Here is a 10,795-nt window from a genome sequence, read left to right as displayed (position 1 = left end):
TGGACCGACCGGTCCACGCCCTGCGCCCGTCGCCACCCACCCCCGGTGCGCCGTGCCGCGCGCCGGGGGCACGTTGTCCGCGCCTTGCCCTACCCTGCCGCCATGGTGACGTTCGACGAGTTCCGCACGATGGCGATGGCCCTGCCGGAGGCCGCCCGGGAGCCGACCTGGGACATCGAGACGCTGCGGGTCCGCAGCCGGATCTTCGCGATGGGCGCGCCCGACGGGGACCGCGTCACCGTCAAGGCCTCCCCCGAGGACCAGGCCGAACTGCTCGCCGCCGAGCCCGAGGTGTTCTCCTCCGCCCCGTACGTCGGACGGCACGGCTGGGTGAGCGTCCGGCTGGACCTGGTGGACCGGGACGAGCTGCGCGACCTGGTCACCGAGGCCTGGCGGCGGACGGCACCGAAGCGCCTGGTCCGCGAGTTCGACGCCTGAGTACGGCCCGGCCGGACGGCCGCGCGGGCCACCGCCCGAACCACTGGGAGACGTCGCACGGACACCTCCGGTTCATGTGATCCATCCCACAGTTTAGGCGTTCCCGCCGTCCCTCCGGGCCCCCTAGGCTTGCGCAGGGAAGTCAGCAGAGCCATCGCACCCTCCGGGCACCGCCCGCGAAACGGTGACGGGCCCCAAGGGAGTTGGTGCGGTGCGCAACCGTCGACGCTGGAAGCGGGTACTGATCGGGGCCTTCGCCGGCTGCGCGGTGCTCGCCGACGCCGGAGCCTCCGCCGCCGCGGCCGCGGTCTCCTCCGAACAGCTCGCGATCTCCACGCCTCCGGCCGGCAGCGCCGCCTGGGTCCAGGACCACTCCTTCGGCCACTCCCTGCCCGACCCGGCCACCACCACCCCGGCCGCCGCCGCGGGGTTCTTCGCCTCGCTCGCGCCCACCGAGCTGGACCGGCTGATCCAGGAGTACCCGCTGGTCGTCGGCAACTACGACGGCGCCCCGCTGGACCTGCGCTACCGCGCCAACAGGATCGCCCTGGCCGCCGAGCGCGACCGGGCCCGGGCCCGCGCCGCCGACCGCGGACTGGACTCCGACACCCGCGCGCTGGCCGTCTCCCGCGCCAACGACGTCGAGCACCTGCTCGCCCCCGACCGGCAGATCCTGGCCTTCGACCCGCGCGGCCGCGGCCTGGTCACCGAGGTGTGGGGCGACCTCGCCGACGCCGAGCGGATCTCCGTGCTCGTCCCCGGCTCGGACGCCGACCTCGGCCACCACGACCAGACGGCCGACCCGCTGCGCTCCCCGGCCGGCATGGCCCGCGCCCTGTTCACGGAGGAGCGGCGCCAGGCGCCGAAGACCCGCACCGCCGTGATCTCCTGGACCGGCTACGTCACCCCCTCCGGCCTCGGCCCGGACGCCGCCACCTCCCGGCTCGCGGACGTCGCCGCGCCCCGGCTGGAGCGGCTGCTCGCCGGGCTCAAGGAGACCACCCGGCCGGACGCGCCGCCGTCGCTGCTCTGCCACTCGTACGGCTCGGTGGTCTGCGGCAACGCCGCCCCGGACATCCCCCGCGCGGCCGCCTCGCCGTCCGACACCTCCGGCATCACCGACCTGGTCGTGTTCGGCAGCCCGGGCATGGGCGTGCAGAGCACCACCGAGCTGGGCGCCGGCGTGCACGTCTGGGCCACCCGCAACCCCAGCGACTGGATCGGCAACGTGCCGTTCCTGGAGGTCGGCGGCCTCGGCCACGGCGCCGACCCGACCGCGAGCGGCTTCGGCTCCGAGCAGATCTCCTCGGCCCGCGCGGCCGGCCACAACGGCTACTTCACCGAGGGCACCGACAGCCTGCACAACTTCGCGGCGATCTCGCTCGGCCACTACCAGGACGTGGTCCGGGCCAACCCCGGCTCCTGAAGCCCGGGAGAACGCCCCCTGGCTAGGCCGGCTGGTCCTGGTACAGCCGCAGGGCGTCCGCGGCCGCCCGGGCCAGCTCGCGCCGGGCGGACGGCGGGGCCAGCACCTCGACGTCCGGGCCGAAGGCCAGCAGCAACCGGACGGCCGCCGGGGCGGGGAAGGCCATCGCCACCTCGGCCCACTCCTCGGCCGGCCCGGTGACCGGCTCCGGCGGCGGCGCGGTGACCCGGCCGCCGTGGATGCGCAGGAACATGTCCAGCCGTCCACGCCGGACCCGCACCCGCACCGGCACGTCCTTCGGCAACCGCTCGACCTGCTCGCGCAGCACCGCCCAGGCATCGCCGAGCCCGACCCCGGCCCGGCGCCGCACCGCCTCCTCGGTGGTGTCGGCGGCCAGCACGCGGTCGGCCCGGAACAGCCGCGGCTCGCCGTGCAGATCGGCCACCAGGTACCAGACCGCGGCCTTGCTCACCAGCCCGTACGGGTCGACGGTGTACTCCACCGGCGCGGGCGCGCCGCTGTGCCGGTAGCGCAGCCGCAGCCGCCGGTCCGCGAAGACGGCGTACTGCAGCTCCCCGAGGTCCGGTCCGATGGCGGGGCCGGCCGCGCCGGGGGTCTGCATCCAGCGAGCCGGGTCGACCAGGATCCGCTCGCTGATCCGCTCGGCGGCCGGCCGGTGCGGGGCGGGCAGGGCCGCCATCACCTTGCGCAGCGCCGAGCCGAGCGCACCGTCCAGCCCGAGGTCGCTGTGCGCGCCCTGGGCGGAGAGCACGAACAGCGCCCTGGCCTCGTCCGCGGTCAGGCCCGTGACGTCGGTGCGGTAGCCGGGCAGCAGGCCGATGCCGCCGTGCCGCCCGCGCTCGGTGAACACCGGCACCCCGGCGGCGGAGAGCGACTCGACGTCGCGGTAGATGGTGCGGACGGACACCTCCAGCCGCTCGGCGAGTTCGGTGGCGGGCACCCGGCCGCGGGTCTGGAGCAGCAGGAGGATCGAGAGCAGGCGGTCGGCCTTCATGTCCCAAGAATCCCAGTAATCCTGACGGTAGTTGTCAGGTTTTACTGGGAGATTGCGTTCCGAGCCCGAAAGACCACCCGACACCAGGGAGTTGAGCGCAGATGACCGCCGTCCAGGATGCCCGCCCGCAGTACCTGACCGCCCTCGACCAGCTGGAGAAGCTGTTCGCCACGATCACCCCGGCCGACCTCGACCGCCCCACCCCCTGCGCCGAGTTCACGCTGCGTCAGCTGTTGAACCACGTGGTCGGCGGCATCCACCGGTTCGCGTACATGGGCGAGGGCGGCCACGCCGAGGACGTCGTGGCCGCCATCGAGGACCCCTCGGACGAGGGCTGGCCGGCCGCGCTGGGCCGGGCCCGCACCCGGGTGGCCGCCGCCTGGGCGGACGACGCCAAGCTCGGCCGCCCGACCGTCGCCCCCTGGGGCGAGGTGCCCGGCGCGGTGGCGGTCGGCGGCTACCTGATGGAGCTGGTGACCCACTCCTGGGACATCGCCACCGGCCTCGGCAACGACTTCGCCCTGGACGACGACCTCGCGCGGACCGCGCTGGCCATCGCCGAGTTCGTGCTGCCGGCCGAGCAGCGGGTGCCGGGCGTCCCGTTCGCCGCCGTCCGGCCGGTCGCCGAGGACGCCGACGTGCACACCCGGCTGGCCGCCTGGACGGGCCGTACGGTCTGACCCCGTCACCGGCCCCGGGGGGAGCGTCCGCCGGCTCCCCCCGGGCCGCAGGTGCCCGCTACTCCCGCGCCGCCGAGGTGGAGCTCATGTCCGCGTAGCGGCTCCCCGCGACCCGGCCGGCCACCGGCTCCAGCAGCGCCAGCTCCTCGGCGGTCAGCCGCAGCGTCGCCGCCGCGGTGTTCTCGGCGAGCCGGCTGCGCTTGCGGGTGCCCGGGATCGGCACGACGGCCAGCCCGTGCACCTCGGCCTGCCGGTGCACCCAGGCCAACGCGACCTGGGCGAGCGTCACGCCGCGAGCCGCCGCGATCTCCCGCAGCGGGTCGAGCAGTTCGGCGTTGGCGGCCGCGTTGTCGCCGGTGAAGCGCGGGTTGGTGCGGCGGTAGTCGTCCGCCGAGAGCTCCTTGGCGTCCTGGAAGGCGCCGGTCAGGAAGCCCCGCCCGAGCGGCGAGTACGGCACGAAGGCGACGCCCAGCTCCGCTGCGGCCGGCACCGCCGTGCGCTCGACGTCGCGGGCGAACACCGACCACTCGGACTGGAGCGCGGCGATCGGGTGGATCGCGTGGGCCTCGCGCAGCTCCGCGCCGGTCACCTCGGACAGGCCGAGGTGGCGCACCTTGCCGGCCTGCACCAGCTCGGCCATGGCGCCGACCGAGTCGGCCAGCGGCACGGCCGGGTCGCGGCGGTGCATGTAGTACAGGTCGATCTCGTCCACGCCGAGGCGGCGCAGCGAGGCGTCCACCGCGGTCCGGATGTACGCCGGGTCGTTGCTGATGCCGCGGACGGAGCCGTCCTCCTCGGAGCGCACGATGGCGAACTTGGTGGCGATCACCACCTTGTCCCGGTTGGCCCGGACGAAGGGGCCGATCAGCTCCTCGTTGTGGCCGGAGCCGTACATGTCGGCGGTGTCGAAGAGGGTGACGCCGGCTTCCAGCGCGGCGTCGAGGGTGGCGAGCGCCTCGTCGGCGTCGGTGGGGCCGTAGAACTCGCTCATGCCCATGCAGCCGAGGCCCTGGACGCCCACCAGCGGGCCGCCGGTGCCGAGTTCGACGGTGGGAAGGACGGTCTGAGTCATGCGCTCTGCTCTTCCTCTACACGGATGTTCTGGCATTGGACGGGGGCGCCGACGCCGTCGGCGGCCTTCCCGGCATAGAGATCGATCTTGTAGTCGAGGACGGCGAGGGTGGCCTGGAGGTCGGCGATCCGCTGCCGGACCTCCTCGCGCTGGGCCTCCAGGAGCTGCTGCCGCTCCCGGTAGGTCCGCTCGCCCTGGCGGGCCATGTCCACGTACTTGAGCATGTCCGCCACGGACATGCCGGTCAGCCGCAGTCGGCCCAGGAAGGCCAGCCGGTGCAGATCGGCGTCGCAGTAGCGGCGCCGGCCGCCCGCCGCCCGGTCGACCGGGTCCAGCAGACCGATCCGCTCGTACCAGCGCAGGGTGTGGTCGGTCAACCCGCTCGCCGCGGCGACCTCGCTGATGGTGTGCCTCGGCGTCCGGTCCGGATCGCCCGTCGGGCGGCTGAACACCTCCGAGCAGCTGCGCAGGTCGATCTCGATGCGTGCGGGTGCGGCCATCGCTTGTCTCCCCTGTCCTGTGCGACGTGAACGACGCTACCGAGTTGGAGTGCACTCCAAGCAAGCCCGACATCCGGGTGGCCCCGCCACCACCTTTTCCGACGAATTTCCCGGCGACTAGAGTCGGGCTCATGGAGAGCTTGCGGATGATCGAGAACTGGCCGGTGCCCCACGCCGCGACGGCCGTGGTGCGGGCGGCGGACGGCGCGGTGCTGGGCGCGCACGGACCGCAGCAGCACCTGTTCCCGCTCGCCTCGGTGACCAAGCTGCTCACCTCCTACGCGGCGCTGGTCGCCGTCGAGGAGGGCGTGTTCGAGCTGGTCGACCCGGCCGGACCGCCCGGGTCGACCGTCCGCCACCTGCTCGCGCACACCTCCGGCCTGGGCTTCGACGAGGACCGGGTGTTCGCCGAGCCCGGCAACCGCCGGCTCTACTCCAACGCGGGCTTCGACGCGCTGGCGCGGGCGCTGTCCGAGGCCGCCGGGATCGAGTTCTCCCGCTACGTCGCCGAGGCGGTGTTCGAACCGCTGGGCATGGCCGACACCCTGATCAACACCGCGCACAAGTCCCCGGCCGGCGCCGGCGGCCTGTCCACCGTCGCCGACCTCGCCCGGTTCGCCGCCGAGCTCCAGGCGCCCAAGCTGCTGGACCCGTCCACCGTCCGGCAGGCCACCCGCGAGGTCGCCTTCCCCGGCACCAGCGGCGTACTGCCCGGCTACGGCCATCGCCGCCCGAACGACTGGGGCCTCGGCTTCGAGATCCGCGACGGCAAGAGCCCGCACTGGACCGGCACCGCCAACTCCCCCGGAACCTTCGGGCACTTCGGCCAGTCCGGAACCTTCCTGTGGGTCGACCCGCAGGCCGGCGCGGCCTGCATCGCGCTCACCGACCGGGACTTCGGGCCGTGGGCGGTCGAGGCCTGGCCTGCCTTCTCGGACGCGGTGCTCGCAGAGCTGGGGCGCTAGCCGTACGAGACCGGCGAGTGCATCTCCCAGAGCAGGAGTTCGGCGCCGGTCTCGCCCGCCGCCGGGTCGGCGAAGGCCTCGCCGGTGATCCGGACGCTGTCGCCCGGAACCATCGAGCGGCCGCCGCCCTTGGGCCCCGGAACGGTCCGGTAGCCCAGCGAGCCGGCCGTCAGGTGCGCGTACCGCCAGGGCGCCTCGGGCAGCGGCGGCAGCGGCTGCCACGGCCCGGCGGTGGCCAGCCAGAGCGCGGCGTCGCTGCGGCGCAGCCGCAGGGCGTCCGTCCCGGCGTCGCGCTCCAGCCCGGAGGCGAGCAGCGTCAACCCGCCGTCCGCCGGTTCCACCTTGCGCAGGCCGTACGCGGGGGGCGCGTCGAACGCGTCCGGCTGGAGCCACATCTGGACGAAGCGCACCGGCCCGGTGGCGCCGCCGACATTGCGCTCGGTGTGGGTGACGCCGGAGCCGGCACTGAGGTGCTGGACCATCCCTGGGCGGACCACTCCGCTGTGGCCGTGCGAGTCCCGGTGGGCCAGCGCGCCCTCCAGCACCCAGGTGAGGATCTCGGTGTCCCGGTGCTTGTGCTCCTCGAACCCGGCGCCGGGAGCGAGGAGTTCCTCGTTGCACGCGAGCAGCGCGCCGAAGTGGGTGTTCTTCGGGTCGTAGTGGCCGGAGAAGGAGAACGCGTGCCTGGTCTCGACGCCCTCGGCCGGGGCGGAGCGGTAGCGCTCGGCGGTGCGGCGCAGGTCGGCACGGGGGCGGTCGGGGGCTTCGTTCACGCCCCCACCGTAGTGGCTGGGGCCCGGGGTGTGACTCTCGCCACCGCGGCGCTCCGCCGGGGGGTGTGCACGAGCAGTCACTCACGTGAGGCAGTCTTGTCCTTGTGCCAGCCGCTTCCGCAAACTCCCAGAGCGACCCCAGTCCCAGCCCCGCACCCGAACCCACCGGGAAGAGCCCGGCCGCCCGGCCGGGCCGTGACCGCCCCGGCCGCGCGGCACCCCGCCTGACCGCGCAGGAGCGCAGAAACGCCGCCGAGCGCGCCGAGCGCCGGGCGGCGACGCTCAAGCGGCTGGAGAAGTCCTCCGGCAAGCTGGCCACCGCCGCGATCTCCCGGATGGACGACCAGCTCGGCTGGTACCGGCGGATGCCGCCGGAGCACCGGTCCTGGATCGGACTGGTCGCCCAGGCGGGCATCGCCGCCTTCACCGAGTGGTACCGCCACCCGGACGCGGCCCAGGCGATCTCCACCGACGTCTTCGGCACCGCCCCACGCGAGCTGACCAGGGCGATCACCCTGCGCCAGACCGTCGAACTGATCCGCACCACGATCGAGGTGATGGAGGAGGCCATCGAGGAGGTGGCCGCCCCCGGCGACGAGGCGGACATGCGTGAGTCGGTGCTGGTCTACGCCCGGGAGATCGCCTTCGCGACCGCCCAGGTGTACGCCCAGGCCGCCGAGGCGCGCGGTGCCTGGGACGCCCGGCTGGAGGCGCTGGTGGTCAACTCGCTGCTGTCCGGCGACGCCGACGAGGGCGTGCTCTCCCGCGCCGCGGCGCTCGGCTGGGGCCAGCCCAGCCAGGTCCGGGTGGTGATGGGCAGCGCGCCGGACGGCGACAGCGAGTTGGTGGTCGAGGCGATCCGGCGGGCCGCCCGGTACGCCAAGCTGAACGTGCTGACCGGGGTGCTGGGCAAGCGCCTGGTGGTCGTGGTCGGCGGTGAGAAGGAGCCGGTGCACGCGGCCCGGGCGCTGATCGGCCAGTTCGCACCCGGTCCGGTGGTGGTCGGCCCGACCGTGCCCGACCTGCTCTCCGCGACCCGCTCGGCCCACGCCGCCGCGGCCGGCCTGCGCGCCTGCGCCGCCTGGCCGGACGCCCCCCGCCCGGTGCTGGCCGACGACCTGCTGCCGGAGCGGGCGCTGGCCGGCGATCAGGCCGCGCGCCGTCAGCTGGTGGAGGAGATCTACACACCGCTGGACGAGGCCGGCTCCGCCCTGCTGGAGACGCTGAGCGTCTACCTGGAGCAGGCCTCCTCGCTGGAGGGCGCGGCCCGGATGCTCTTCGTCCACCCCAACACGGTGCGCTACCGGCTACGACGTGTGACTGACGTCACGGGGTACGCCCCCTCCGACGTGCGTTCGGCGTTCACCCTGCGGATCGCACTGGCCCTCGGCCGACTGGACGCCGTCGGCGAGCCCGGCTGAACCGGAGTGTAGGGACCATACAATCCCGGATGGTTTTCTTCGTTACCGTCGCCTACCCGCCCCTGGGCGCCTGGCGAGAGAGGGTTGAACCGTGCTCGTAATCGTCGCCCCTGGACAGGGTGCCCAGTCCCCCGGTTTCCTCAGCTCCTGGCTGGAGCTCGACGGCGTCGCCGACCGCCTGCGCGGCTGGTCGGAGGTCGCCGGGCTCGACCTGGTGCACGCCGGTACCGAGGCGTCCGCCGAGGAGATCAAGGACACCGCCGTCGCCCAGCCGCTGCTGGTCGCCGCCGGTCTGGTGACCGCCCGGGAGCTGTTCCCGGACGAGGACGCCGCCCGCAAGCTGGTCGGCGCCGTGGCCGGCCACAGCGTCGGTGAGATCACCGCCGCCGCCGGCGCCGGGGTGCTCACCGCCCACGACGCGCTGACCTTCGTGCGCGAGCGCGGCCGGGCCATGGCCGAGGCCGCCGCCGTCACCGAGACCGGCATGCTCGCCGTGCTCGGCGGCGAGCCGGAGGAGGTCGCGGCGAAGCTCGCCGAGCACGGCCTGACCGCGGCCAACAACAACGGCGGCGGCCAGATCGTCGCCGCGGGCACGCTGGCCCAGCTGGAGGCGCTGAAGGCGGACCCGCCGGCCCGCGCCAAGCTGATCGCCCTCAAGGTGGCCGGCGCCTTCCACACCGAGCACATGGCTCCGGGCGTCGAGCGGCTGGCTGCGCTGGCCCCGACCCTGACCGCGGCCGATCCGCAGGTCCGCTACGTCTCCAACAAGGACGGCGCGGTCGTGGACTCCGGCGCCGAGGTGCTGGCGCGACTGGTGTCGCAGGTCTCCAACCCGGTCCGCTGGGACCTCTGCATGGAGACCCTCGGGCAGCTGGGCGCGACGGCGGTGATCGAGCTGTCCCCCGCGGGCACTCTCACCGGACTGCTCAAGCGCAACCTCAAGGGTGTGGCCACGCTCGCCCTCAAGACCCCCGCCGATCTGGACAAGGCCCGCGAGCTCGTCGCGGAGCACGGCGGTCAGGAGCAGGAGACCCAGGTATGACCAAGCCCCAGATCCGTCCGGTGAGCGGCGCGCAGTACTCGCGCATCCTCGGTGTCGGCGGCTACCGTCCGGTCCGGGTGATCCCCAACTCCGAGGTCCTGGAGTGGATCGACTCCTCGGACGAGTGGATCCGCACCCGCAGCGGGATCGCCGAGCGCCGCTGGGCCGGCCCGGACGAGTCCGTCGCCGAGATGTCCGTCCAGGCGGCCGGCAAGGCGATCGCCCAGGCCGGGATCGCCCCCGAGCAGATCGGCGGCGTGATCGTCTCGACCGTCTCGCACCTCAAGCAGACCCCCGCGATCGCCACCGAGATCTCCGAGCGGCTCGGCTGCGGCAACGCCCCGGCCTTCGACATCTCGGCCGCCTGCGCCGGCTTCGGCTACGGCCTGGGCCTGGCCGACGGCATGATCCGCGGCGGCAACGCCGAGTACGTGCTGGTCATCGGCGTCGAGCGGCTCAGCGACCTGACCGACCAGTCGGACCGCTCCACCGCCTTCATCTTCGGCGACGGCGCCGGCGCCGCGATCGTCGGCCCGTCCGACACGCCCGGTATCGGCAAGCTGATCTGGGGCTCCGACGGCTCGCAGGCCGACCTCATCACCCAGACCGAGGCCTGGGACACCGCCTTCGCCAAGTCCGACGCGATCAACGGCGCGGGCGAGGAGACCAGGTGGCCGGCCCTGCGGATGGACGGCCAGCCGGTCTTCCGCTGGGCGGTGTGGGAAATGGCGAAGGTGGCCCAGCAGGCGCTGGACGCCGCCGGGATCACCGCCGACCAGCTCGGTGCGTTCATCCCCCACCAGGCCAACATGCGGATCACGGATGCCATGATCAAGGCGCTCAAGCTGCCGGATTCGGTGCCCGTCGCCCGCGACATCGCCGAGACCGGCAACACCTCCGCGGCCTCCATCCCCCTGGCGATGGAGCGCATGCTGGAGAGCGGTGAGGCCCACAGCGGGGACCTGGCCCTGATCATCGGGTTCGGGGCGGGTCTCGTGTACGCCGCGGCAGTCGTTACTCTCCCCTAGGCGCATTCGCCCAATCCACCAGCCTGTGTCCGGCCGCCGGCCAGACACGCTCAACACCGAAGAGGAGCGGCCAGTATGGCTACCCAGGAAGAGGTCCTGGAAGGTCTCGCCGAGATCGTCAACGAGATCGCCGGCATCCCGACCGAGGACGTCCAGCTCGACAAGTCCTTCACCGACGACCTGGACGTCGACTCGCTGTCCATGGTCGAGGTCGTCGTGGCCGCCGAGGAGCGCTTCGACGTCAAGATCCCGGACGACGAGGTCAAGAACCTGAAGACCGTCGGCGACGCGGTGAACTACATCCTCAACGCCTGAGCGATCGACTCGTTCGACTCGGCCAGCCCGGCCGGCGTCCCGTACGCCGGCGAAGGCTGACCGGTCGGTCGGGCTCGTGGAGCCTGGCCGACCCCACCGGCCGGGACGCCCTCACCAGGG

General features: G+C 73.7%; 12 protein-coding genes. 8 read left to right on the top strand and 4 right to left on the bottom strand.

Annotation, left to right across the window (positions count from 1 at the left end; genetic code table 11):
• Positions 1-102: 102 nt before the first annotated feature.
• Entirely contained in the window at positions 103-438 is a 336-nt protein-coding gene (locus ACFU7Y_RS30355; RefSeq protein ID WP_224282490.1) for an MmcQ/YjbR family DNA-binding protein, read from the top strand.
• A gap of 211 nt (positions 439-649) precedes the next feature.
• Positions 650-1,864, top strand: coding sequence for an alpha/beta hydrolase (locus tag ACFU7Y_RS30350; protein ID WP_380770324.1), 1,215 nt, complete (start codon positions 650-652; stop codon positions 1,862-1,864).
• A 22-nt stretch (positions 1,865-1,886) separates the two neighbouring features.
• On the opposite strand, the gene ACFU7Y_RS30345 is transcribed toward ACFU7Y_RS30350, so the two are convergent.
• Positions 1,887-2,879: a YafY family protein gene (locus ACFU7Y_RS30345; protein WP_224282491.1), complete on the bottom strand. Its 993-nt coding sequence runs from the start codon at positions 2,877-2,879 to the stop codon at positions 1,887-1,889.
• A gap of 101 nt (positions 2,880-2,980) precedes the next feature.
• Here ACFU7Y_RS30345 and ACFU7Y_RS30340 point away from each other — a divergent pair, with 101 nt between their 5' ends.
• Positions 2,981-3,559 carry a TIGR03086 family metal-binding protein gene (locus ACFU7Y_RS30340; protein WP_380770323.1) on the top strand — a complete coding sequence of 193 codons (579 nt, stop codon included), beginning with the start codon at positions 2,981-2,983 and terminating at the stop codon, positions 3,557-3,559.
• Between the two features lie 58 nt (positions 3,560-3,617).
• Here ACFU7Y_RS30340 and ACFU7Y_RS30335 read toward each other — a convergent pair whose 3' ends face one another.
• On the bottom strand, positions 3,618-4,631 hold the full coding sequence (locus tag ACFU7Y_RS30335; protein ID WP_380770322.1) for an aldo/keto reductase: 1,014 nt from the start codon (positions 4,629-4,631) through the stop codon (positions 3,618-3,620).
• Positions 4,628-5,131 carry a MerR family transcriptional regulator gene (locus ACFU7Y_RS30330; RefSeq protein ID WP_224282494.1) on the bottom strand — a complete coding sequence of 168 codons (504 nt, stop codon included), beginning with the start codon at positions 5,129-5,131 and terminating at the stop codon, positions 4,628-4,630. Before ACFU7Y_RS30330 ends, ACFU7Y_RS30335 begins: the two co-directional genes overlap by 4 nt.
• A gap of 131 nt (positions 5,132-5,262) precedes the next feature.
• Here ACFU7Y_RS30330 and ACFU7Y_RS30325 point away from each other — a divergent pair, with 131 nt between their 5' ends.
• The gene (locus ACFU7Y_RS30325) at positions 5,263-6,096 is read left to right on the top strand and encodes a serine hydrolase domain-containing protein (protein ID WP_380770321.1); all 834 of its coding nucleotides are present in this window, start codon (positions 5,263-5,265) and stop codon (positions 6,094-6,096) included.
• On the opposite strand, the gene ACFU7Y_RS30320 is transcribed toward ACFU7Y_RS30325, so the two are convergent.
• The gene (locus ACFU7Y_RS30320; RefSeq protein WP_224282496.1) at positions 6,093-6,869 is read right to left on the bottom strand and encodes a pirin family protein; all 777 of its coding nucleotides are present in this window, start codon (positions 6,867-6,869) and stop codon (positions 6,093-6,095) included. The genes ACFU7Y_RS30325 and ACFU7Y_RS30320 overlap by 4 nt on opposite strands.
• A gap of 224 nt (positions 6,870-7,093) precedes the next feature.
• Between ACFU7Y_RS30320 and ACFU7Y_RS30315 the strand changes: the two genes are divergently transcribed.
• The 4 genes from ACFU7Y_RS30315 (at position 7,094) to ACFU7Y_RS30300 (ending at position 10,675) form a co-directional block, all read left to right on the top strand.
• Complete coding sequence (locus tag ACFU7Y_RS30315; protein WP_380770325.1) at positions 7,094-8,290, top strand: PucR family transcriptional regulator; 1,197 nt, start codon at positions 7,094-7,096, stop codon at positions 8,288-8,290.
• Between the two features lie 91 nt (positions 8,291-8,381).
• Positions 8,382-9,332: an ACP S-malonyltransferase gene (locus tag ACFU7Y_RS30310; protein WP_380770320.1), complete on the top strand. Its 951-nt coding sequence runs from the start codon at positions 8,382-8,384 to the stop codon at positions 9,330-9,332.
• Positions 9,329-10,360 (top strand): beta-ketoacyl-ACP synthase III, encoded by a 1,032-nt coding sequence (locus ACFU7Y_RS30305; protein WP_224283098.1) that lies wholly within the window; start codon positions 9,329-9,331, stop codon positions 10,358-10,360. Before ACFU7Y_RS30310 ends, ACFU7Y_RS30305 begins: the two co-directional genes overlap by 4 nt.
• 75 nt (positions 10,361-10,435) lie before the next feature.
• On the top strand, positions 10,436-10,675 hold the full coding sequence (locus ACFU7Y_RS30300) for an acyl carrier protein (RefSeq protein WP_224283099.1): 240 nt from the start codon (positions 10,436-10,438) through the stop codon (positions 10,673-10,675).
• The last annotated feature ends 120 nt before the right edge of the window (positions 10,676-10,795 follow it).

The sequence above is a fragment of the Kitasatospora sp. NPDC057542 genome (genome assembly GCF_042801945.1).
GTDB lineage: Bacteria > Actinomycetota > Actinomycetes > Streptomycetales > Streptomycetaceae > Kitasatospora.
This window is presented reverse-complemented; position numbering and strand designations above follow the sequence as displayed.